The 23,302-nt window shown below is 62.3% G+C and carries 19 protein-coding genes; 11 read left to right on the top strand and 8 right to left on the bottom strand.

The features are described from left to right. Positions 1 to 7 precede the first annotated feature (7 nt). Positions 8 to 943 carry a catechol 1,2-dioxygenase gene (gene catA, locus LVS58_RS06345; RefSeq protein WP_233690339.1) on the top strand — a complete coding sequence of 312 codons (936 nt, stop codon included), beginning with the start codon at positions 8 to 10 and terminating at the stop codon, positions 941 to 943. Between the two features lie 117 nt (positions 944 to 1,060). Then, positions 1,061 to 1,555 (top strand): GNAT family N-acetyltransferase, encoded by a 495-nt coding sequence (locus LVS58_RS06340; RefSeq protein ID WP_233690338.1) that lies wholly within the window; start codon positions 1,061 to 1,063, stop codon positions 1,553 to 1,555. Between the two features lie 45 nt (positions 1,556 to 1,600). Here the strand turns inward: LVS58_RS06340 and LVS58_RS06335 are convergent, their stop codons facing one another. Next, positions 1,601 to 2,425, bottom strand: coding sequence for an aldo/keto reductase (locus tag LVS58_RS06335; RefSeq protein WP_233690337.1), 825 nt, complete (start codon positions 2,423 to 2,425; stop codon positions 1,601 to 1,603). A 244-nt stretch (positions 2,426 to 2,669) separates the two neighbouring features. On the opposite strand from LVS58_RS06335, the gene LVS58_RS06330 reads away from it, so the two are divergent. Then, a complete protein-coding gene (locus LVS58_RS06330) occupies positions 2,670 to 3,548 on the top strand; it encodes a DMT family transporter (protein WP_233690336.1) in 879 nt (292 codons plus the stop codon). 59 nt (positions 3,549 to 3,607) lie between these two features. Here the strand turns inward: LVS58_RS06330 and LVS58_RS06325 are convergent, their stop codons facing one another. Then, a complete protein-coding gene (locus LVS58_RS06325; RefSeq protein WP_020192324.1) occupies positions 3,608 to 4,513 on the bottom strand; it encodes a LysR family transcriptional regulator in 906 nt (301 codons plus the stop codon). A 367-nt stretch (positions 4,514 to 4,880) separates the two neighbouring features. Here LVS58_RS06325 and katG point away from each other — a divergent pair, with 367 nt between their 5' ends. The 3 genes from katG (at position 4,881) to LVS58_RS06310 (ending at position 10,001) form a co-directional block, all read left to right on the top strand. Further along, positions 4,881 to 7,136, top strand: coding sequence for a catalase/peroxidase HPI (gene katG, locus LVS58_RS06320; RefSeq protein ID WP_233690335.1), 2,256 nt, complete (start codon positions 4,881 to 4,883; stop codon positions 7,134 to 7,136). Between the two features lie 156 nt (positions 7,137 to 7,292). After that, positions 7,293 to 8,504: a M24 family metallopeptidase gene (locus tag LVS58_RS06315; RefSeq protein WP_233690334.1), complete on the top strand. Its 1,212-nt coding sequence runs from the start codon at positions 7,293 to 7,295 to the stop codon at positions 8,502 to 8,504. 162 nt (positions 8,505 to 8,666) lie between these two features. Then, a complete protein-coding gene (locus LVS58_RS06310) occupies positions 8,667 to 10,001 on the top strand; it encodes an MFS transporter (protein WP_233690333.1) in 1,335 nt (444 codons plus the stop codon). A 129-nt stretch (positions 10,002 to 10,130) separates the two neighbouring features. Here the strand turns inward: LVS58_RS06310 and LVS58_RS06305 are convergent, their stop codons facing one another. Further along, positions 10,131 to 11,138, bottom strand: coding sequence for a GlxA family transcriptional regulator (locus LVS58_RS06305; protein WP_233690332.1), 1,008 nt, complete (start codon positions 11,136 to 11,138; stop codon positions 10,131 to 10,133). 181 nt (positions 11,139 to 11,319) lie between these two features. On the opposite strand from LVS58_RS06305, the gene pssA reads away from it, so the two are divergent. Further along, the gene (pssA, locus tag LVS58_RS06300; protein WP_233690331.1) at positions 11,320 to 12,648 is read left to right on the top strand and encodes a CDP-diacylglycerol--serine O-phosphatidyltransferase; all 1,329 of its coding nucleotides are present in this window, start codon (positions 11,320 to 11,322) and stop codon (positions 12,646 to 12,648) included. Positions 12,649 to 12,879: 231 nt separating this feature from the next. Beyond that, the gene (locus LVS58_RS06295) at positions 12,880 to 14,025 is read left to right on the top strand and encodes a GGDEF domain-containing protein (protein ID WP_233690330.1); all 1,146 of its coding nucleotides are present in this window, start codon (positions 12,880 to 12,882) and stop codon (positions 14,023 to 14,025) included. A 119-nt stretch (positions 14,026 to 14,144) separates the two neighbouring features. On the opposite strand, the gene ppnN is transcribed toward LVS58_RS06295, so the two are convergent. Continuing rightward, the gene (ppnN, locus tag LVS58_RS06290; protein ID WP_233690329.1) at positions 14,145 to 15,518 is read right to left on the bottom strand and encodes a nucleotide 5'-monophosphate nucleosidase PpnN; all 1,374 of its coding nucleotides are present in this window, start codon (positions 15,516 to 15,518) and stop codon (positions 14,145 to 14,147) included. Between the two features lie 205 nt (positions 15,519 to 15,723). Next, positions 15,724 to 16,785 carry a YeiH family protein gene (locus tag LVS58_RS06285; protein WP_233690328.1) on the bottom strand — a complete coding sequence of 354 codons (1,062 nt, stop codon included), beginning with the start codon at positions 16,783 to 16,785 and terminating at the stop codon, positions 15,724 to 15,726. Between the two features lie 112 nt (positions 16,786 to 16,897). On the opposite strand from LVS58_RS06285, the gene LVS58_RS06280 reads away from it, so the two are divergent. Then, complete coding sequence (locus LVS58_RS06280; RefSeq protein WP_233690327.1) at positions 16,898 to 17,782, top strand: LysR family transcriptional regulator; 885 nt, start codon at positions 16,898 to 16,900, stop codon at positions 17,780 to 17,782. A 90-nt stretch (positions 17,783 to 17,872) separates the two neighbouring features. On the opposite strand, the gene pncB is transcribed toward LVS58_RS06280, so the two are convergent. Together pncB and LVS58_RS06270 are read right to left on the bottom strand one after the other, a co-directional pair. Then, a complete protein-coding gene (pncB, locus tag LVS58_RS06275) occupies positions 17,873 to 19,072 on the bottom strand; it encodes a nicotinate phosphoribosyltransferase (RefSeq protein WP_233690326.1) in 1,200 nt (399 codons plus the stop codon). After that, positions 19,069 to 19,719 carry a nicotinamidase gene (locus LVS58_RS06270; protein ID WP_233690325.1) on the bottom strand — a complete coding sequence of 217 codons (651 nt, stop codon included), beginning with the start codon at positions 19,717 to 19,719 and terminating at the stop codon, positions 19,069 to 19,071. Before LVS58_RS06270 ends, pncB begins: the two co-directional genes overlap by 4 nt. A 137-nt stretch (positions 19,720 to 19,856) precedes the next feature. Here LVS58_RS06270 and LVS58_RS06265 point away from each other — a divergent pair, with 137 nt between their 5' ends. After that, the gene (locus LVS58_RS06265) at positions 19,857 to 20,561 is read left to right on the top strand and encodes an NUDIX hydrolase (protein WP_233690324.1); all 705 of its coding nucleotides are present in this window, start codon (positions 19,857 to 19,859) and stop codon (positions 20,559 to 20,561) included. Positions 20,562 to 20,671: 110 nt separating this feature from the next. Beyond that, positions 20,672 to 21,526: an RHS repeat-associated core domain-containing protein gene (locus LVS58_RS06260; protein WP_233690323.1), complete on the top strand. Its 855-nt coding sequence runs from the start codon at positions 20,672 to 20,674 to the stop codon at positions 21,524 to 21,526. Positions 21,527 to 21,628: 102 nt separating this feature from the next. Here LVS58_RS06260 and LVS58_RS06255 read toward each other — a convergent pair whose 3' ends face one another. Next, a complete protein-coding gene (locus tag LVS58_RS06255; protein WP_233690322.1) occupies positions 21,629 to 23,041 on the bottom strand; it encodes a purine-cytosine permease family protein in 1,413 nt (470 codons plus the stop codon). Between the last annotated feature and the right edge of the window lie 261 nt (positions 23,042 to 23,302).

Below are 23,302 nucleotides of genomic sequence, written 5' to 3'. Positions count from 1 at the left end.
AAGCACGATGACCGTGAAAATTTCCCACACTGCCGACATTCAAGCCTTCTTCAACCGGGTAGCTGGCCTGGACCATGCCGAAGGAAACCCGCGCTTCAAGCAGATCATTCTGCGTGTGCTGCAAGACACCGCTCGCCTGGTCGAAGACCTGGAAATCACCGAGGACGAGTTCTGGCACGCTGTCGACTACCTCAACCGCCTGGGCAGCCGTAACGAGGCAGGCCTGCTGGCTGCTGGCCTGGGCATCGAGCACTTCCTCGACCTGCTGCAGGATGCCAAGGATGCCGAAGCCGGCCTCGGCGGCGGCACCCCGCGCACCATCGAAGGCCCGTTGTACGTTGCCGGGGCGCCGCTGGCACAGGGCGAAGTGCGCATGGACGACGGCACTGACCCAGGCGTGGTGATGTTCCTTCAGGGCCAGGTGTTCGATGCCGACGGCAAGCCGTTGGCGGGTGCCACCGTCGACCTGTGGCACGCCAACACCCAGGGCACCTACTCGTACTTCGATTCGAGCCAGTCCGAGTTCAACTTGCGCCGGCGTATCGTTACCGATGCCGAAGGCCGTTACCGCGCGCGCTCGATCGTGCCGTCGGGGTATGGCTGCGACCCTCAGGGGCCAACCCAGGAATGCCTGGACCTGCTCGGTCGCCATGGCCAGCGCCCGGCGCACGTGCACTTCTTCATCTCGGCGCCGGGGCACCGCCACCTCACCACGCAGATCAACTTTGCGGGCGACAAGTACCTGTGGGACGACTTTGCCTATGCCACCCGCGACGGGCTGATCGGCGAACTGCGTTTTGTCGAGGATGCGGCGGCGGCGCGTGACCGCGGCGTGCAAGGCGAGCGCTTTGCCGAGCTGTCATTCGATTTCCGCTTGCAGGGTGCCAAGTCGCCTGACGCCGAGGCGCGAAGCCATCGGCCGCGGGCGTTGCAGGAGGGCTAATTCCGAGGGTTTGTCGCTGTGATTTTGCCTGGGGCTTTCCGTGCGGGGAGGTCCCGGGCTTTTTGTTGCCAGGGGCGGGTGATCTAGAATCGTCTTTTTGTTCAGGCCCCCCACACCATGCTCCCCATCGCGCTGCTGCCAACCACCCTCGACCAGGCTTCGCTGATCCGCAATCTCTACCAGTTCTATTGCTACGAGTCCTCCGACTGGGAGCAGGAAGACGTCGAGGCGGACGGCCGTTTCTACATCCACGAGGAGCACCTGCAACGTTATTGGCAGGACGACGGCTGGGGCGCGTATCTGGTGTTGGTGGACGGTTTCATCGCCGGCTTCGCGCTGGTCGAGCGCAGCGAACTGCCTGGCATCGATGCGCTGGAGCTTGCCGACCTCTTCATCCTCAAGAAGTATCGTCGCCAGGGCATCGGCCAGGCGGTGGCGTTGCAGTTGCTGGGGGGCGAGGGTGACTGGCTGCTGCGTTGCTACGCACAGGATCTGCCCGCCGTGGCTTTCTGCAACGCTGTGCTGGCGAGCTTGCCGCGGCCGGCGCAGGCCATCGCCCTGGGGGATGAGCCGGACTTGCTCAATTTCCTGGTGACCGGCACCCGCCATTGAGGTTGCCAGCCCCCGCCCCCTGGGCGGTCCCTGACAGGCGCGGCCTCAGCTATTCCAGTCCGGCGCAAACGGCGGGCTGACCACGCGCTGGTCTTTCGGCAGCCCGGCAATGGCTGTGCGGTCTTCGTCATCCAGCTGCACGGTCAACGCGGCCAGGTTGGCCAGTTGGTTTTCGCGGCTGCTGGCTTTGGGGATGGCCGCCACGCCGTCCTGGTCCACCAGCCATTTCAGCGCCACCTGGCTGGGCAGCACGCCATGCTTGCGGGCAATCGCCTGGATCACCGGCTGCGCCGCCGCCTGGCCACGTGCCAGCGGGGTGTAGGCGGTGAGCAACAGGTCATGGCTGCGAGCGAAGTCGAGTAGCGGTTGCTGGCTGAGCAGAACATGGTACTCCACCTGGATCGCCGACAACGGCGCGCCCAGGGTTTCCACCACCTGGCGCAGTAGCCCCAATGGGAAGTTGGCCACCCCAATATGGCGCGCCTTGCCTTCGTCACGCAGAGCTACCAGGGCGTCGATGCTGCGGGCCAGGTCCCAGTCTTTGCCTGGCCAGTGAATGTGAAACAAGTCGACCTGTTCGGTACCCAGTGCGCGCAGGCTGTTTTCCAGCGACTGACGCATCGCGTTGGGCTCCAGGCGGTCCCACCAGACCTTGGTGGTCAGGTGGATCTGCTCGCGTGGCACGTCGCTGTCGCGCAGCGCCTGGCCAACGGCCGCTTCGTTTTCGTAGGCGGTGGCGGTGTCGATGTGCCGGTAACCCACGTCCAGTGCCTGGCGCACGGCCTGGGTGCATTCACTGCCGGTCATTGGCCAGGTGCCCAGGCCGATGGCGGGCAGGTCTAGGCCGGTGCGGGTGCTGAGCCTTTGCATGTCAATTCCTTATAAGGTGTGCAGGGTCGGTCGATGGTCGGCGATCGGCCGTACACGGGCCATGCAGACAAGGTGGAAAGTGGTCGATCAGCGAACAGAAATTGCACTTGACCGGGGCAAGCGGCAATTGAACTTCCTTATTCTGCGGCATCTCTTCTAGAATCCCAGCTGTTACATCCGCCAGGCAATGCCTGCGCGGCCTTCCTTGGGCGGGGCATGCTGCCGCGCCGTCATCGAGAGAGCCATGAGTTCCAGCACACCGCTGTCCGGCGTCAACCAACCCCTGCGCGGCATCGCTTTGGTGGTGGTGGCGACGTTCCTGTTCGCCAGCCACGATGCCTTGTCCAAATTCCTGGGTGGCCTGTACCCGATAGTCATGGTGGTGTGGGCGCGTTATGTGGTGCACACCTTGCTGATGGCCGGTATCTTCCTGCCCAAGTCCGGGCTCAACGTATTGCGCACACGCCGGCCGGTATTGCAGACCTTGCGGGCCCTGAGCCTGCTGAGCACCAGCCTGCTGTTCACCACCGGCTTGCAACACCTGCCACTGGCCGAGGCCACGGCCGTCAACTTCCTTGCCCCAGTGCTGGTCACCGCGCTGTCGGCGCCACTGCTGAAAGAACGCGTGACAGTGGGGCAGTGGGTGGCGGTGGTCATGGGCTTTATCGGTGTGCTGGTGGTGGTGCACCCGGGTGGGGCGATGTTTACCCCGGCCATTTTGTATCCGTTCGGCTCGGCCTTGGGCTTCTGCTTCTATCAGTTGCTGACGCGCATTCTTGCGGCGCATGACAGCCCGACCACCAGCAACTTCTATGCGGGGCTGTGCAACACCTTGGCAATGAGTGCGCTGGTGCCGTTCTTCTGGGAAGTGCCGCGCTGGGACCATGCCCTGTTGATGCTGGCACTCGGGGGCTTTGGCATGACTGCGCACCTGCTGTTGACCCAGGCCTTCCGCCATGCAGCGCCGGCGCTGCTGGCGCCGTTCAGCTATTGCCAGATCGTGTTTGCCGGGTTGCTTGGCTTCGTGGTGTACAGCCAGGTGCCGGATACCCTGAGCCTGGTGGGGATTTTGGTGATCTGCCTCAGTGGCCTTGGCGCCGCGTGGATGCAGCGCAGCAAATAGCAGCTGCGTGCTTCAGGCCTTACGGCCGGCAGGAACAGCGTTGTGCAGCCAAATGGGCATCACTGTGTGGCCATGAACTGCAGGATGCGGTCGCGCAGCCAGCGCTCGGCGGGGTCGTTGTCCTGGGCGCCGCTCCAGACCATCGACAGCTCGGCCTCGGTGATGTCGAACGGCGCCGGGTCGGCGCGCAGGCTGCCGTCGTCGGCGAGGGCACAAGCGGCATAGTCCGGCACCGTAGCGATCAGCTCGGTGTTGCGCAGCAGTGCGCGCAGGCTACCGAACTGCGGCACCGCCAGCACCACCTTGCGGCAACGACCGATGCGTGCCAGGTCGAGGTCGATGTTGCCGCTCATGTCACCGGAGAACGACACCATCACATGCGGGCGGGCGCAGTATTCGTCGAGGGTCAGTGGCCCCGGGCGGTCGTCGGCGCGCAGCACCCGTACACCGATGTCGCGCAGCTTGCGGCGTTTGGCGGTGGCCGGCAGGTCGGTGGTATAGCTCACACCTACCGAGATCTCGCCGCTGGCCAGCAGGCCAGGCATCAGCAGGAAATTGGCCCGGCGCACGACCACGCTGATGGCGGGGGCTTCTTCACGCAGGGCTTGCAGCAGGGCCGGAAACAGGCCGAACTCGGCGTCGTCAGAAAGGCCCAGGCGGAACACGTTGCAGCTGTTGGCCGGGTCGAACTCGCGGGCGCGGCTGATGGCGGCGGAAATCACGTCCATGGCAGGGCCAAGTTCAGCAAAGATCTGCATGGCCCGGGGCGTGGGTTCCATGGCCCGGCCGCTGCGGATCAGCAGCGGGTCGTCGAACAGCTCGCGCAGGCGGGCCAGGGCGGCGCTGACGGTGGATTGGGTGATGAACAGCTTTTCACCCACGCGGGTCAGGTTGCGTTCGATCATCAGGGCTTCGAACAGCACCAGCAGGTTCATGTCGACGCGGCGCAAGTCGTTGCGGTTCATGAGGGCTCGGCGTCCTGGGCAAAGTGTATGGCTGTGTATTGAAGCATGGCGCAGGGCCTTGTGCCTTGTATGGATGTGCCGCCCTCTTCGCGGGCAGGTTAGAACCTGACAGAGCCAGCCTATCAGCCTGCAACAGCCACTCTATTAGAACTCTGCCCAAGCTCGGCTAGTCTTTTCCGTGGCCCCGCGAATTCCGCGACAAGGCAGCGCGTCAGCACCTGCGTGCAAGACCGTGCCCCCCACCGCCGTGACAGCTTCGCAAGCCCCCGTGTACACCTGATCAGGGGTAGTACGAGCCCACCCGCTCGGCTGAAAGAACACTGGCATAGACCGGAAATCTGGATAACCGACCCAAAGGTACCCGCAGATGTCGAACGAATCGAAATGCCCGTTCCATCAAACCGCAGGTGGCGGCACCACCAACCGTGACTGGTGGCCTGACCAGCTCAACCTGAGAATTCTTCACCAGCATTCCTCCAAGTCCAGCCCCGACCCGGACTTCGACTATGCCAAGGCGTTCAGGAGCCTCGACTTCCAGGCCCTGAAGAAAGACCTGACTGCCCTGATGACCGACTCGCAGGATTGGTGGCCGGCCGACTTTGGCCACTACGGCCCGCTGTTCATCCGCATGGCCTGGCATAGCGCGGGCACCTACCGCATTGGCGATGGCCGCGGCGGCGCGGGCTCTGGCCAGCAACGTTTCGCCCCGCTCAACAGCTGGCCGGACAACGTCAGCCTGGACAAGGCCCGGCGCCTGCTGTGGCCGATCAAGCAGAAGTACGGCAACAAGATTTCCTGGGCCGACCTGATCGTACTCACCGGTAATGTTGCCCTCGAATCCATGGGCTTCAAGACCTTCGGCTTCTCCGGCGGGCGCGCCGATGTGTGGGAGCCGGACGAAGACGTTTACTGGGGGTCGGAAAAGGTCTGGCTGGGCGGCGATACCCGTTACGGCAAGGATCAGGTCAAGGCGCAACCGCCGGGGCAGGGTGACCTGGTGGCCGAGCCGGCCAAACATGGTGAAGAGCAGAATCGCGACCTGTCGGCCGAGCGTAACCTGGAAAACCCGCTGGCCGCCGTGCAGATGGGCCTGATCTACGTGAACCCGGAAGGCCCGGAAGGCAGCCCCGACCCGGTGGCCTCGGGCAAGGACATCCGTGAAACCTTTGGCCGCATGGCCATGAACGATGAAGAAACCGTGGCGTTGATCGCCGGTGGTCACGCGTTCGGCAAGACCCATGGTGCCGGCCCCGCCGACAACGTCGGCCCCGAGCCGGAAGCGGCAGGCCTTGAGATGCAGGGCCTGGGCTGGGCCAACACGTTTGGCTCCGGCAAAGGCGGGGATACCATCACCAGCGGCCTGGAAGTGACCTGGACCTCCACCCCGACCCAGTGGAGCAACGAGTACCTGAACAACCTGTTCAACTTTGAGTGGGAGCTGACCAAAAGCCCGGCCGGCGCGCACCAGTGGCGGCCAAAAGAGGGCAAAGGCGCAGGAACGGTGCCAGATGCACACGATCCCGGTAAAAAGCATGCACCGTCGATGTTGACCTCCGACCTGGCATTGCGCTTCGACCCCATCTACGAGCCGATCGCCCGCCGTTTCAAAGACAACCCTGAGCAGTTGGCGGATGCTTTCGCCCGTGCATGGTACAAGCTGATTCACCGCGACATGGGCCCGCTGGCGCGCTATCTGGGCCCGGAAATGCCCAATGAAGAGCTGCTGTGGCAAGACCCGTTACCCAAAGCCGAGCCATCCACGATCAGCGAGCAAGACATCGAGGCCCTCAAATCCAAGGTTCTGGCCTCGGGCTTGAGCGTGGGCGAACTGGTCTCCACCGCCTGGGCATCCGCGTCGACCTTCCGCGGCTCCGACAAGCGCGGTGGTGCCAACGGCGCCCGTTTGCGCTTGGCACCACAGAAGGACTGGGCTGCAAACCAGGGCGTGGACAAGGTGCTGGCGGCATTGGAGAAGATCCAGGGCGAGTTCAACAACAGCGGCAAGAAGGTTTCCCTGGCTGACCTGATCGTGCTGGCCGGTACCGCTGCAGTTGAAAAGGCTGCCAAGGATGCCGGTTACAGCGCCAGCGTAGGGTTCCGCCCGGGCCGAGTCGATGCGTCCCAGGAGCAGACCGACGTTGAGTCGTTCGCCGTGCTGGAGCCGCTGGCCGATGGCTTCCGCAACTTCACCAAGGCCCGCTACAGCGTCAAGGCCGAGAAACTGTTGCTGGACAAGGCGCAGTTGCTGACCCTGACCGCGCCGGAGCTGACTGTGCTGATCGGTGGCCTGCGGGTGCTCGGTGCCAACCATGGAGGCAGCAAACTTGGCGTGTTCACCGACAAGCCGGGAACGCTGAGCAACGACTTCTTCCGCAACTTGCTGGATATGAGCGTGGAGTGGAAACCGACTTCGGCGGACAACGAAACCTTCGAAGGCCGCGACCGCAAGACCGGGCAGGTGAAGTGGAGCGGTAGCCGGGTCGATCTGGTGTTTGGTTCGCATGCCCAGTTGCGGGCGCTGAGCGAGGTGTATGCCAGCAGTGATGGGGGTGACAAGTTTGTTCGCGACTTTGTGGCCGCCTGGCAGAAGGTCATGGAGCTGGACCGCTTTGATTTGAAATAGCGTTGCCTGGCAGGGGGGCTCAGCGCCCCCTTGGCCATGGGGCATCCCGCCAATTCCAGGTCGGATAGATACAAAAGTCTCCTCGTCGGTTCTGTTGCAATGCTTCTCAGGCGGCCGGCCTGAACAGCGTGCTCACAACGACAAGGAACCCCGACCATGCAAATGCCCAAGACCCTGAAAATCCGCAATGGCGACAAGGTGCAGCCAACCTTCTCCGCTCAGGAATACGCTGCTCGCCACGCCCGGCTGCGGGCCTATATGGCCGAGAAGGACATCGAGGCGGCAATTTTCACCTCGTACCACAACGTCAACTATTACAGCGATTTCCTCTACTGCTCATTCGGCCGCCCCTATGCGCTGGTGATCACCCAGGACAAGGTGGTCTCGATCAGTGCCAACATCGACGGCGGGCAACCCTGGCGGCGCACGGTCGGCACTGACAACATCGTCTATACCGACTGGCAGCGCGACAACTATTTTGTCGCCATCCAGCAGGCGTTGCCGCTGGCCTCGCGCATCGGCGTGGAGTACGACCACCTGAACCTGCAGAACCACGGCAAATTCGCCGCCTGCTACCCCAAGGCCGAGCTGGTGGACATCGCTGCGCCGTGCATGCGTATGCGCATGATCAAGTCGGCCGAGGAGCAGGCGCTTATCCGACACGGTGCGCAGGTGGCCGACATCGGCGGGGCGGCTGTGGTCGAGGCCCTGCGTGAGCAGGTGCCCGAGTACGAGGTGGCACTGCATGCTACCCAGGCGATGGTGCGCGAAATTGCCAAACGCTTCCCGGACGCCGAGCTGATGGACACCTGGACCTGGTTCCAGTCCGGGCTCAACACCGATGGCGCACACAACCCGGTCACCAGCCGCCGCGTGGGCAAGGGCGAGATTCTCAGCCTCAACTGTTTCCCCATGATCGCAGGCTATTACACCGCGTTGGAGCGCACCCTGTTCCTTGACCATTGCCCGGACGAGTACCTGCGCCTGTGGCAGGCCAACGTCGAAGTGCACGAAGCCGGGCTGCAACTGGTGCGCCCGGGCATGCGCTGCAGCGATATCGCCCGCGAACTGAACGAGATCTTCATGCGCCACGACCTGCTGCAGTACCGCACCTTCGGGTATGGCCATTCGTTCGGCACGCTCAGCCATTACTACGGCCGCGAGGCGGGGCTGGAGCTGCGCGAGGACATCGATACCGTGCTGGAGCCGGGCATGGTGGTGTCGATCGAGCCGATGATCATGCTGCCTGAAGGGCGACCGGGGGCGGGCGGTTATCGCGAGCATGACATCCTGATCGTCAACGACAATGGCGCCGAGAACATCACCCGGTTCCCGTATGGGCCGGAGCACAACATCATTCGTAAATAAGCATCGGCGTCGGCTGCTTCGCGGGTGAACCCGCTCCTACGAAGATTTCACCGTTGCCGTAGGCGCGGGTTCACCCGCGAAAAGGCCAGCCCGGACAACAACAAGATCCCCGTATGACCACCAGACCCTGCCTCCAATTAAAAGAACCAGAGGGTACCCGTCATGTCCAGCACCACCCTAGACCCATCCGCCATCGCCGGCCCCGCGCACAACGCCGAACGCCAGGCGCTGCGCAAGGCCGCCCGGGCCAGCTTCATGGGCAACTTTGTCGAGTGGTTCGACTACGCCGCCTATGGCTATCTGGCCACCATCATCGCGGCCACTTTCTTCCCGCAAACTGACAAGACCACCGGCCTGCTGGCCACCTTCGCGGTATTCGCGCTGTCGTTCCTGGTGCGCCCGCTGGGTGGCATTGTCTGGGGCCATTTCGGCGACCGACACGGTCGGCGCAACGCGCTGTCGTGGTCGATCCTGATCATGTCGATATCCACCTTCTGCATCGGCTTGTTGCCAGGCTATGCGCAGATCGGGCTGTGGGCACCGGCCTTGTTGTTGCTGATCCGCCTGGTACAGGGGTTCTCCGCCTCGGGTGAGTATGCCGGCGCCGCTGCGTTCCTGGCCGAGTACGCGCCGCCTGGGCGGCGTGGCTTGTACACCAGCATTGTGCCGGCCAGCACGGCGGCGGGGTTGTTGTTCGGTGCGGCGTTCGTCGCGGTGCTGCATGAGCTGCTCAGCAGTGAAGCCCTGCATGAATGGGGCTGGCGCCTGCCGTTCCTGCTGGCGGCGCCGTTCGGCCTGGTAGGGCGCTATATCCGCATGAGCCTGCAGGACACGCCCAAGTTCCTGGAAATGGAGCAGCGCCTGGAAACCAAGGCCGGCATGGCCACGACGCCGCTGCGTGAACTGCTGGGCCAGCACCGGCGCAGTCTGGCGATCGGCATGGGGGTCACCTGCCTGAATGCGGTTGCGTTCTACCTGTTGCTCAGTTACATGCCGACCTACCTGTCCAGTGAAATGGGCATGAGCGAGCGGGACTCGTTCATCGCCTCGACGGTGTCGCTGGCCACCTATATCGGCTTGATCTTCCTGATGGGGCGGCTGTCCGACCAGTTTGGTCGCAAGACCATGCTGGTGGTGGCCTCCCTGTTGTTCCTGGGGTTGACCGTGCCGTTGTTTCGCCTGCTGGACGGTCAGCCGCTGCTGGTGGTTCTGGCCATCCAGATCCTTTTCGGTGCGATGCTGGCGATGAACGACGGGACCTTGCCGTGCCTGCTGGCCGAAATCTTTCCGACCCGGGTGCGCTTCAGCGGGTTTGCCCTGAGCTTCAATGTGGCCAATGCGCTGTTTGGCGGAACTGCGCCGTTCATTGCCACCTGGCTGATTCAGGTGACGGGCAGCAAGCTGGCCCCGGCAGGATACCTGCTGGCGGCAGCACTGGTGGCGCTGGTGGCCATGCTGATGTGTCGGGAGACGGCGCACGCGGCCCTTGAAGATTAGTTGACCTGCACTGGCCTCTTCGCGGGCAAGCCCGCGCCTACAACGGCCTGTGCCGGACCACCGATGTGCGTCTATTGTAGGAGCGGGCTTGCCCGCGAAGAGGCCAGTCAAGCCAATACATGACCCCATTCAATGAAGAGAGGCCTGCCGCCGCTCCCCTAAAGGCGACAGCCCGAAAAACCGGCTGTAACTCTTGGAAAAGTGCGCAGGCGAGCTGAAGCCACAGGCCAGCGCTACCTCACGCACTTGCACGTCGCTGCGCAGCAGTAACTCCCGCGCCCGCGACAACCGCAGCTCCAGGTAATACTGGCTGGGCGTGCGCTGCAGGTACTTGTGGAACAGCCGCTCCAATTGGCGCACAGTCACTTGGTTGAGGCTGGCCAGTTCCTCCAGCCCCAGCGGTTCCTCCAGATTGGCCTCCATGATCGCCACCACCTGGCTCAGTTTGGGCTGGGCGCTGCCGAGCAGGGTGCGCAGCGGCACACGCTGGCGCTCACGCTCACCGCGTACGCGGTCGCACAGCAACAGCTCGGCGGCCTTGGCCGCGATGTCCTGGCCGCCCGTGTCCCTGGCCACCAGTTGCAACATCATGTCCATGGCTGCCACGCCGCCTGAGCAGGTGTAACGGTCGCGGTCCAGTTCGAATAGCTGGCTGGAGATCACGATACCGGGGAAGTGCGCCTGCAACGTCGGCAGGTCTTCCCAGTGGATGGTGCAGCGGTAACCCTTGAGCAATTCGGCCTTGGCCAGCAGGTAGCTACCGGTGCAGATACCGCCTAGCGGCAAGCGCTGGCGGGCCAGTTGGCGCAACCAGTCGATCAATGGGCGGTTGCTGCGGCTTCGGTCGATCGGGTTGGCGCCGACCACCAGCAAGGTATCCAGCGTGGGGGCGTTGGTGATGGTGTAGTCGGGCAGTACGCGCATGCCGTTGCTGGCCACCACCGGCGCGTCATCTGCGGCGATCAGCACACTGCGATACAGCGGCTTGCGCGCGGCCAGGTTGGCCATGCGCAGGGTCTCCACCGCCGACGCAAGGCCGATGGTGGTGAAATTGGGCAAAATCAGGAAGCCAAAGGTCTTTGCCGAACAATTCTTTACACTAGACGGCGATAGGTTTGCAGAAGCAGGGTGGACCATTGCGCTGTTCCTGTGCAAGCTGAGGCCTGGTTGGGCAGGGGCAGTGAGAAAGCAGAGCCTCGCGTGGTTCTTGTTGTTATGGGTCGTTGCCGGGTCGATCATACACCCCGGATGCAGCGGCCAGGAATGGCCCCGCCGGCTGGCAGGGCCGACAGTGATTGCACAGAGAAGGTGAGAGTCAGTGAACCCCGAATCCCTGCTGGCGAGCTTGCCAGGCTACGCCATGGCCCCCGACGCGATCCAGGTGCTGCCCGATGCCAAGGCGTACCGCGCCTGCCTGTTCGAGCGCATCCGTACGGCGACGCGGCGCATTGTTATCGTTGCGCTGTACCTGCAGGAGGACGAGGCTGGCCAGGAAGTCCTGGATGCCTTGTACCAGGCCAAGGCCGCGCGGCCTGGCCTGGAGATCACCATCGTGGTCGACTGGTTCCGCGCCAGGCGCGGGCTGCTGGGGGCCGGGCGTCAGCCGGGCAATGCTGCCTGGTACCAGGCCCAGCGCCAATTGCGCGGGCTGGATATCGTCATCCATGGTGTGCCAGTGCAGACTCGCGAACTGTTCGGGGTGTTGCACCTCAAAGGCAGCATCATCGACGACTGCGTGCTCTACACCGGCGCCAGTCTGAACAACGTCTACCTGCATCGTTTCGACCGCTATCGGCTGGATCGCTACCACCTGTTCCAGTCACCGGCACTGGCTGATGCCATGGTCGGCCTTGTGCAGCGTCTGCTGCACCACACCGCCACACCGCGCCTCGACCTGCCGGCGCCACCTTCCACCCGCAGCTTGCGCGGCGACATTCGGCGTTTGCGCGCACGGTTGCGGCGCATGGCCTACGAGGTACCGGCCGGCGTGACAGGGCAGGGCTTGCAGGTGATCCCGCTGCTAGGTGTGGGCCGTGGCAATCCACTGAACCGAGCGCTGTGCGCCTTGCTGGCAGTGGCGCGCACGCAGATCATCATCAGTACGCCGTATTTCAACCCGCCGCAGGTCGTGATGCGCGAACTTGACCATGCCCTTGCGCGGGGGGTTGGGGTGGAACTGATTGTCGGCGACCGCACCGCCAACGACTTCTACATCGCCCCTGGCGAACCGTTCAGTGCCAGTGGTGCATTGCCCTATCTGTATGAGGACAACCTGCGCGCCTTCGCCCGCCGCCGCCACGCCGCGATTGCCAGTGGTCAGCTGCAAGTACGCATCTGGAACGATCCCGGGCATACCTTCCATGCCAAGGGCGTGTGGATCGACCAGCGTTATTCGCTGCTGACCGGCAACAACCTGAACCCGCGCGGGTTCAACCTGGACCTGGAGAACGGCCTGCTGATCGACGACCCGCAGGGTCAATGGCTGGTGCCACGGGAAGCGGAGTTGAGCGAACTGCGGCGGCTTGCGCCGAGAATCGCCTCGGCAGAGGCGCTGGGGGCGAAGGCCGAACATCCCAAGCAAGTGCGCAAGTTTCTCCGTCGGTTGCGCTATAGCCGGTTGGAACCGTTGATCAAACGGGTGCTCTGACATCGCCTGTAATGGTCCTGTCGCCGGCAAGCCAGCGACTGGGCAGAGTGGTGCACTCTGCATATTGATGGCATTATGATATTGCCGCCGGCTGCCCTCTGTCAGGGGCTGGATTACAATGTGCAGCAACCGTGCAAGGCCCTTCTGAAACGTGATCACGATCGCATACAGTCGGGCCTTTTCCCGTTAACCAGACAGGCCAATGTGTCTATGGCGTTAGATCCACCCACGATGCTGACTATTTCAGTCGCGTTGGCCGCTGCGGCCGCCTTGTACCTGGCGATTGAATGGCGCAGTGTGCGCGAACCCTCGTTGCTTTACTGGAGTGCGGGTTTCGCCACTATTACGGTTGGTTGCATCCTGGCATTGTTGCGCGGGATCGGCTTGCTGTTCATCGGTATCTGGTTCGCCAATGGCTTGCTGGTGGTGGCCCACGTATTTTTCCTGATCGGCGTGCTGCGCTTCACCCAGGAGCGCTTGTCACGTGCCTGGCTGATGATGGTGGTGGTCTGGTTCGCCTTGCTGCTGCTCCCCGTGGGCCCGCAGTGGTCGAAGGTGATGCTGATGGTCAACTCGTTGTTGGTGGCCTCGCTGACGCTCAAGGCCAGCTTCCTGCTGCGGCCACATGGCAAATCGCTGAGTGTCGGGGCCGTGCAGCTGCGCTATGTGTTGCTGATCCATGGGCTGTTCTATGTGGCCAAGGCGGCCATCGCGATCACGCCAGGCACGCTAATTGACCTGGCGACCTTTGGCGGGCTGATCATTCAGGTTTCGCTGGTGGAAGGTGCGATGGCGATCATGTTGATTGCGTTGTCGATGACCGGCACCGTACGTTACCGGCGTGAAGAGCGGATTGCCCGGCTGGCAGCCCGTGACCCGCTGACTGCGCTGTACAACCGGCGTGCACTGGAGGTGCGGGCGGGGCAATTCTTCAAGGACGTGAGCCCGGCGCAACCTGGGGCATTGCTACTGATCGACATCGACAACTTCAAGCTGGTCAATGACCTGCACGGGCATATCGCCGGCGACCGCTTGCTGATTGCCTTGAGCGAGATGATTCGTACGGCGCTGCCCGAGCGCTCGCTGGCGGCGCGATTGGGCGGGGATGAATTCGTCATCCTGCTCAGTGGCGCGAGCAGTGAACGGGTCATGGAACTGGGTAGTGGGCTGCGTGAGCAGTTCCAGCAGTACGCCGTCAAGACCGTGCCGACGCCCCAGGCGGTTACCCTGAGCATTGGTGCCAACGTGTTCGATCAGCCGCCGGCGAGCCTGGCGGCGTTGATCGAGCAGGGGGACGTGGCGTTGTACCAGTCCAAACGTGGGGGGCGCGACAGCATTCGGTTTTTCGAGCGGGCGATGGTTGAACTCCGGCAGTGAGCGAGTCAGCCAGGTGGGTGCGCTTTCATGTAACCCATGTGGGTGATCCGTACAGACACCCCGTCACCCGGCCCCGCGTTTGACGGGCATCCATGCCCGTCATCAGCGAAACAGCGTGGTCAGGTTGCCACCTGATAGCACGGCACGTACTCCGCGCCGCCGGGCAGCTTCATCCGGTGCTGGTCGACGAATGCCTGCAGCAGCCGGCCCAGCGGGTCCAGTACGGCGCTGTCACCGTGGATCTGATACGGCCCATGTTCCTCGATCAGGCGGATGCCTTTGTCCTTGACGTTGCCTGCGACAATCCCGGAAAACGCACGGCGCAGGTTGGCCGCCAGTTCGTGGGGCGGCAGCTCGCGACGCAAGTCCAGGTCGGCCATGGCCTGGTGGGTCGGGTCGAACGGTCGCTGGAAGCTCTCCTCGATCTTCAGCAGCCAGTTGAAGTGGAAGGCATCGTTGCGCTCGCGGCGGAACTGCTTGACCGCTTTGAGGCCTTCGACCATGTGCCGGGCGACTTCCGCCGGGTCATCAATGATGATTTGGTACAGGCGATGGGCCGCTTCACCCAGCGTGGCGCCGACGAAAGCGTGCAACTGTTGCAGATATGGCTCGGCGCTGCGCGGGCCGGTGAGCACCACCGGGAACGGCAAGTCGTGGTTGTCCGGGTGCATGAGGATGCCCAGCAGGTACAGGAACTCCTCTGCCGTGCCGGCACCGCCCGGGAAAATGATGATGCCGTGGCCGACACGCACGAAGGCCTCCAGGCGCTTCTCGATGTCTGGCAGGATCACCAGCTCGTTGACGATCGGGTTGGGCGCCTCGGCGGCGATGATGCCGGGCTCGGTCAGGCCCAGGTAGCGGCTGCCATGCATGCGTTGCTTGGCGTGGGCGATGGTGGCGCCTTTCATCGGGCCTTTCATCACCCCCGGGCCGCAGCCGGTGCAGACATCCAGCTTGCGCAGGCCCAGTTCGTGGCCGACCTTCTTGGTGTACTGGTATTCCTCGGTGCTGATCGAGTGGCCGCCCCAACACACCACCATCTTCGGCTCCACGCCCGGGCGCAAGGTACGCGCGTTGCGCAGCAGGTGGAAAACGTAATCGGTGATGCCCTGGGAGCTTTCCAGGTCGATGCGCTGGCTGGCCAGCTCGCTTTCGGTGTAGACGATGTCGCGCAAGGCGCTGAACAGCATTTCACGGGTGCTGGCGATCATTTCGCCATCGACGAAGGCGTCGGCCGGGGCGTTCAGCAGCTCCAGGCGTACGCCGCGGTCCTGTTGGTGGATACGCACCTCGAAGTCTTTGTAGGCCTCAAGGATGGTCTTGGCATTGTCGACATGGGCGCCAGTGTTGAGGATTGCCAGGGCGCACTGGCGGAACAGTGTGTAAAGACTACCGGTACCGACTTCACTCAGTTGCTGCACTTCACGTTGTGACAGCGTCTCCAGGCTGCCTTTGGGGCTGACGGATGCATTGATGACATGGCGTTGAGGCATCTAAGTCTTTCCTGTGCGGGTAAAACATCCTTCTTTGACACCACCATACCGAGAAATGTGGACGGCAACGAGGGGGGCTGTGAAAAACCTTGAGACCGAGCGGCCTGCTTCGCGGGTAAACCCGCTCCTGTACAGGTACAGGGCTTGATGGCGGTGCGGTGTGTAGGAGCGGGTTTACCCGCGAAGCAGCCGAATCGGTCTCCAATCAGCCCAGCAGCTTCTGCACCCCCAGGGTAATCGCCAACCCCCCGCCAACCAGCCACAGGTTCAGAATCGCCCCGGTAGCCAGCGCCCGTGGCCCGGCCTGGCGAATCTGGCTGAAGCGGGTCTCCATGCCCAACGCAGTCATGGCCATGGTCAAGGCAAAGGTGTCCAGGCTGTTCACTGCCTGGGTCACGCTGCCAGGCAGCACGTGCAGCGAATTCACCAGTACCAGTGCCAGGAAGCCGAAAGCGAACCAGGGCATGGTAATCCGCCCGTTGCCTTGTGCCTGCCCAGCCTGGCGCGAACGGCTGATCCACAGGCCCACCACCAGCAGCACCGGCACCAGCAGCATGACCCGGGTCATCTTGACGATGGTGGCGACATGCGTGGCCTCGGGGCTGACATTACTGGCCGCGCCTACCACCTGCGCCACTTCGTGGACAGTGCCGCCCAGCAACAGCCCGGCGCCCATGGTATCCAGATGCAGCCAGCCGGCATTGATCGCCAGTGGGTAAAGGAACATCGACAAGGTACCGAACAGCACCACGCTTCCGACGGCCATGGCGCTTTTATGGGGGGCGCTGCGCAGCGCCGATTCGAATGCCAGCACGGCAGCGGCGCCGCAGATGGCGCTGCCGGCGGCGGTCAGCAAGGCGGTATCGCGGTCGAGCTTGAACACTTTCATGCCACACCACAGGCCGATCAGCAGGGTACTGGTGACCACCAGCACCGAGACGATAAGCCCCGACCAGCCGACTTCGGCAATTTCCTGCAGGCTTACCCGCAGGCCAAAAAATGCCACGGCAATGCGTAACAGGCCGCGAGCGGAAAAATTGATGCCCGCTGCCCAGCTTGCCGGTACGCCGTCCCGCAGCGCGTTGCCATACAAGGCACCTGCCACGATACCCACGATCAGCGGGCTGATGCCCAGGTTGGCGATAGCGGGCATGGCCGCCAGTTGAGTGACTGCGACCGCGAACAGCGCGACGAAAAGGATGCCATTGAGTCGCCCTCGGGTGGAGAGGGTAGGGGCAAAGGCAGGGTTGGACGGAACCGTGGCCATGTGAGTCCTCCGGAAAAGGTGTTTCGACAAGGCCTACGTTAATCTGGTTATAAACTTATAAAAAATCGTAATTTAGGATGGCAAATATCCGCAAAGCTGATATTTTTTAGAAATGACCCCAGAACAGCTGATAACGTTCGCCACGGTTGCCGAACACGGCAACATCAGCCATGCGGCACAAGCTCTGCACCTGTCGCAGCCGGCGGTGTCCGGCCAGCTCAAGCTTTTGCAAGAGGCGTTTGGCGAACCCCTTTACCAACGTGCCGGCCGCGGCGTGCGGCTGACAGCGGCCGGTGAGCAGTTGCTGGCGCATGCCGAGCGCCTGCGCGAAACCTTCCGCCAGGCACAGGCACTGCGCGAGGCCATGCGCGGGCTGGAGCGCGGCACCTTGCGTATCGGCGCCAGTACCACCCCCGCCAGTTACCTGCTGCCTTACCTGATCGCCGATTTTCACGGGCGTTATCCGGATGTGCTGGTCAGCACCTCGCATGGCAACACGGCGGAGATCGTTGCCGACCTGGACAGTGTTGATATCGCCCTGATCGAAGGGCCGCCCGGGCAGGAGTTGCCGTTGGGTACGCAAGTGACGCCGTGGCGCGAGGACGAGATCGTGGCGATCGTGCCCCGTGGGCATCCCCTGGCAGGCAGTGACCAGCAGACACTGGCGGCGCTTGGCGCCTACCCCTTGGTACTGCGGGAGAGCGGCTCGGGTGTGCGGCAGATCGTCGAGCGGGCGTTTGCCCGTGATGGTGTGGCGATGCGTGTGGCGCTGGAGATCGCTGGCGTTGAAGGGGTAAAAGAGGCGGTCCGGGCCGGGATGGGGGTTGGCTTTGTGTCGGCGATGTCCATTCGTCATGAAGACGGGGCGCTGCACCGGCTGCAGTTAGGGCCGAGGTTGGTGCGGCGGTTTTCCATATTGATGCCGCATGCGGCCACGCCGTCGCGGGCGGCGGCTCGGTTTCTTGAGTTGTGTGTGGGTATGCAAGAGGTGGGGTGACTGTGCCGGCCTATTCCCAGGGACACCCTCCAAGGGCGGATCGGGCCCCGTAGGCGCGGGTTCACCCGCGAATAGCCAGCACAGGCGCCCTCAAACCAGCCTGAACACATGCTTCATATAAGCCACAAAATTCTCATCCCGGCACTGGGTCTTGCCCGGGCTGTCGGAAATTTTCGCCACCGGCGCCCCATTGCAGTCGGTCATCTTGATCACGATGTTCATCGGCTCCACCCCCGGGATATCGCAGGTCAGCCGGGTACCGATACCAAAGCTCACATTGACTCGCTCATGCAACGCGCGATAAAGCCCCAGCGCCTTGGCAAAGTCCAGCCCATCGGAAAAAATCAGTGTCTTGCTTTTCGGGTCGATCCCAAGCCGCTGGTAGTGGGCAATAGCTTTTTCCGCCCAGGCCAGCGGGTCGCCCGAATCATGCCGCAGGCCATCGAACAGCTTGGCGAAGTACAAGTCGAAATCAGCCAGGAAGGCGTCCATGGTGATGCAGTCTGTCAGGGCGATACCCAGCAACCCCCGATACTCCCGCACCCAGCATTCCAGCGCGGCGGCCTGGCTGTCGACCAGGCGTGGGCCGAGCTGCTGGTGCGCCATGAACCATTCGTGGGCCATGGTCCCAAGCGGTTTGAGCTCGAATTCGCGGGCCAGGTGCACATTGCTGGTACCGACGAAGCGGCCGGGAAAATCATGCTTGAGGATGTGCACCACCTCTTCCTGCACACGGTAGGAGAAGCGCCGCCGGGTACCGAAGTCTGCCAGTTGGAAGCCGGCCAGCTCATCGGCACTGGCCTCGGCCTTCAGCCAGTCGAGTTTCTGATAAAGGCGCTCGCCGACCTGTTCGATCACCACCTCGCGATATCGGTAGCGGTTGCGCACCTCGCTGATGATCGCCAGCAGCGGGATTTCATAAAGGATCACGTGCAGCCACGGCCCACGCACCCGGATAGCCAGTTGCCCGGCGCCGTCCAGGCCAACCTGGACATAGCGCAGGTTGAAACGGAACAGGCTGAGAAAGCGGATGAAGTCGGGTTTCAGAAAGGGGATCTTCTCCAGATAGGCCAATTGATCGTGCGTGACCGTGACCTCGGCCAGTTGCTCTATCTGGTAGCGGATCTCTGCCAGGTAAGGAGACAGGTCCTCACCGTCGCGGCAACGGAACTCCCATTCCACTTCGGCATTGGGGTAGTTGTGCAGCACCGCCTGCATCATGGTGATCTTGTAGAAGTCGGTGTCCAGCAGGTTCTGGATGATGCGTGGTCCGAAAACACTCTCGCTCATGGGCGTACTTCCTTGATCAGGGCAAGCTGGTGGTCGAGCGCCGCTTCATCACCGCAAAGGATCACACCCTCGGCGGCCAAGGCGCCACACGCCTCGATTGCACCTGCCTGGGTGAGTGCGCGGCAGGCCGGCAGGTACAGCAGCACCTGGAAGCCCGCCTGGCGCAGCTGGCGGGCGGTGGTCTTGACGCAGTAGTCCAGGGCCAGGCCACCGACGATCACCGCGCCTACCTGCTGCATCTTGAGGTACTCGATCACACCGGTAGACCGGCGCTCGGCCAGGTCGTGGTAGCAGGCGCCGTAGGGGTGCAGGTCGGGTTCGACACCCTTCCACACGAAATAGTCGTAATCGATCGGGGCGGGCAGGCCGGGTAGCAGCTCGAAGCCCGGGGTGCCTGGGACGCAGTGGCTGACCCAGGTGAGGTCGGCGTTGGCCAGTTGCAAGGGCTGCAGCATATGTGCGGGGTCGGCGACCACCCAGGCAGCGTTGGCCGGGTGGGCGTCCTTGCTGCCCAAGCGCAGGTCGGCACGCAGGGCCATGGCGTTCAGGTCAGGGGCAATTTCATCGCCTTCGGGCACGGGCAGCTCCTGCACCGCGTTGCGGGTGAAACCGTTCTGCGCGTCGACATCGAAACTGGCGATCTTCATGGCGGGTCTCCTTGCTGGAATGTTTATATAATTCACCTGGTGAAATATCTGTGTCAAGTCACTTTTATTTCTGATTTTATGGTTGCTTTACTTAGTTGCTCTGGTGGATTATTGCGTGACTGAAGAAGGAGTTTCCGGTGAGTACAGTCGAAGTTCTGGCCAGTGTCGATATCGTCGCCCTGCGCCTGGCGCCGAATGCGCAGCATCTGCAAGTGTTGTTGCACCGCCGTGAACGTGAGCCTCACGCCGGCCAGTGGGCTTTGCCCGGGGTGATCGTCAATGGCCGCACCCCCGATATCAGCCTGGAAGCGGCTGCCGAGCGAGCGCTACATGAGAAAACCCAGGTTGCGCCTTGCTACATGGAACAGGTGGGCACCGAGGGCAACGCTTTTCGCGATCCGCGGGGTTGGTCGCTCAGTACTTATTACCTGGCCTTGCTAGACCCCGGGCAGGTGGTCGAAGGCGAGCAATTGGCATTTTTTGACTTGGAACGCGTGTTGGCGCGCAAGGTGCTGTTGCCGTTCGATCACAACCTGCTGGTAGAGCGTGCTCGCGAGCGGCTGGCGGCGAAAACCGTGTATAGCAGCCTGCCGCTGTACCTGCTGGCGGAGAAATTCACCGTGCTCGATGCGTTGGGGGCGGTGCAGGCGTGCCTGGGGCAGGCAGTGAACGGCACCTCGCTGCGCAAACGCCTGGAGCGCTTGCGCGAGCTGGGGTGGGTGAGTGACACCGGGGAGAAAAACCAGCCCAAACTGGGCCGGCCGCAGCAGTTGTATCAGTACACGCCGCAGGGCGAACGGGCATTCATGTTTGATCGCAGTCTGTTGCCGGAGGGGAGCTGATAGCGCCAGCACGATTGCTGATTCAAGCAGTGACCTGATAAAAATGCCAGTTTTGGGACCGCGAGTATTTATCTAGGGTGGAGGTATCTGATACGTGGAGTGGTTCTACGATGGGTTGTCGCCTGCAGCGTCGTCCTAACCGCGACCTGGCCTATACGGCCTACGGTTTCGCCAGCATCTCACAACATGCATCCATTGTCGGATTCGCCGGACAGTGGCTTGAGGCTGTGAGTGGTTTGTATCCGTTAGGAAATGGTCGGCGTATGTACAGTCCATCAATTAGCCGCTTTATCAGTCCTGATGGTTTAAGCCCGTTTGGTCGCGGAGGGATTAATGCGTACGCGTATTGCTCTGGCGATCCCGTGAATTATGCTGATCCGTCTGGGCAGAATCGGTACGGCCCTTTGGCGCAAGCACGTAAAAATCGACACGACATGGATGGCCTCGCTTTGAGCGCCGCAAAATTATCGAAGCGCATACGCCCTCAGCTTGAGCACTTCAGGCAGGCAGCCAGGAAAATGCACGAAGGAAACGCCTCAAGCGTGGTGGTTGCGCATTTGTATAAGCGTTATGACCCGCACTATTCGTACAATCGATGGGATCTAAAATACTCGTTTGCTAATGATGGCTTTACTGCGGATTATGTGTTTGGGAATCCTATTTTTTCTTTGCCGGCGGGTAAGTACGCGGTAAGTGGGAATGTCTATATATTGGGTGCTCAGAATTATCAGCCTGCGTGGGGAGGCAAGGGTTATCGATCTTATGAAGTAGGTATTGCAGATATAGCGCACATTGATCTACCCGCTGTTCAGCACGATAGAGCGCAACTTGCACAGTCAGCGTGGCCTGAAGTTACTGAAGCAATGTGGAATGTGCGTTTCCAAAGGGAGATTGACCGGTTTGATAAGATGCTCAAAGGCGCTTCACCAGCAACTCCCCCTTCTCCACCCCCTAGGCGACGTTAACTCTAAACGTGAGCCTTCTCGTATTCGAGCTGCAAAGATCTCGGCCAGGCGTTCGGACTCCTGCCCAGCCGTTTCATCTTTGCTGCGAAAGGCCAGTATCGATTAAGCCACCGCTGCCTGCTTGGCATTGGTCTGCCGACGACGGTAGGCACTGTCTCGGCTCGCCAGCCACCAGTACAGCGGCGAGGTGATCGCCAACCCTACCAGCCACGACAGGTCAGCCCCGTTGATGTGCTCGGAAATCGGCCCGACGTACAGCGGGGTGTTCATGAACGGTATCTGCACCACGATACCCACAGCGTAGGCGATCAGGGCCTGCGGGTTGTAACGCCCGTAGATACCACCATCGACCTGGAAGATCGACTGGATGTCGTAATCACCTTTGTGAATGGCGTAGAAATCGATCAGGTTGATCGCCGTCCACGGCACCAGCACCACCAGCAGTACCAGCACCATGTCAACGAAGTGGCCGATGAAGTCTGCCGAAGCGAACACCGCCACCACGCAGCAGGCCGACAGCACGATCAGCGACAGCACGGCACGGCTTTTGGCGGTGGGGATCCAGCGGTAGGCGAACGTTTGCACCAAGGTGATGATCGACAGCACCGCGCCATACAGGTTGAGTGCGTTATGGCTGATCACACTGAGCAGGAACAGCACCAGCATGATCGGGCCGAGGGTGCCGGTGGCCAGCTTGACCGCGTCCATGGTGTCCATGCCGGCCGGGATTGCCAGCACTGCCACGGCGCCGAAGATGAACGACAGGCTTGAACCCAGGGCCGAGCCCAGGTAGGTGGTCCAGAAGGTCGAGCTGACTTTTACATCTGCCGGCAGGTAGCGCGAGTAGTCCGACACATAGGGTGCAAAGGCGATCTGCCAAAGCGCCGCCAGCGATACGGTGGCCAGCCAGCCGGCCAGGTTGAAGCCGCCGCGGGTGAGGAAGTCGTCGCTTTGCACATGGGTAAAGATATAGCCGAAACCGACCACGATACCGATGCCCAGCACCCAGGTGCCGATGCGGTTGAGTACGTGGATGAAGCGGTAGCCGATGATGCCGATGATGCCCGAACCCAGCGCACCGATGACGATGCCGACCGGGACGGGTACGCTGTCGACCACGCCATGCAGCGACTTGCCGGCAAGGACGATGTTGGAGGCGAAGAAGCCGATGTACATGACCCCGGCGATCACCACCACCAGCAGCGCACCCAGGGTGCCGAACTGGGCGCGGCTCTGGATCATTTGCGGGATGCCCATTTGCGGGCCCTGGGCTGAGTGAAGGGCCATCAGCACCCCGCCGACCAGGTGGCCGACGAGGATCGCGACGATGCCCCATACCAGGTTCAGGTGGAACAGCTGCACACCCAGCGCGCCGGTGACAATGGGCAACGGCGCGATGTTGCCGCCGAACCAGAGTGTGAACAGATCCCTTACCTTTCCATGGCGGTCTTGCGGGGGCACGTAGCCGATCGTGTGTTTTTCTATCAGGGGTGCCGAATTGGCTGCACTGGTCATGACTGACTCCAAGGCAAGGTTGGGCATTGGGAACTGCCCGGGGGCGTGCCGGCGGTGGGCGACGCGTTCTTGTTGGAGCGATGATGAGGGGCGCGGGGGGAACGAGAAATTAGTAAATATGTACCCATAAGCGTTAAAAAAACTAAGGCTGACAAAAGCTTAAGCGGGTGACGGTAGCAAGGAGAGTGCCAGCTGGCTGAAGGCCTTGGGGTAGAGGGGCGGCGGGTTGGCAACCGGATCACGGTGGGCTGAGTTGGTGCG

Origin of the sequence: Pseudomonas sp. JR33AA (assembly GCF_021378985.1) — a bacterium.
In the GTDB taxonomy this organism is placed as follows: Bacteria; Pseudomonadota; Gammaproteobacteria; order Pseudomonadales; family Pseudomonadaceae; genus Aquipseudomonas; species Aquipseudomonas alloputida.
This window is presented reverse-complemented; position numbering and strand designations above follow the sequence as displayed.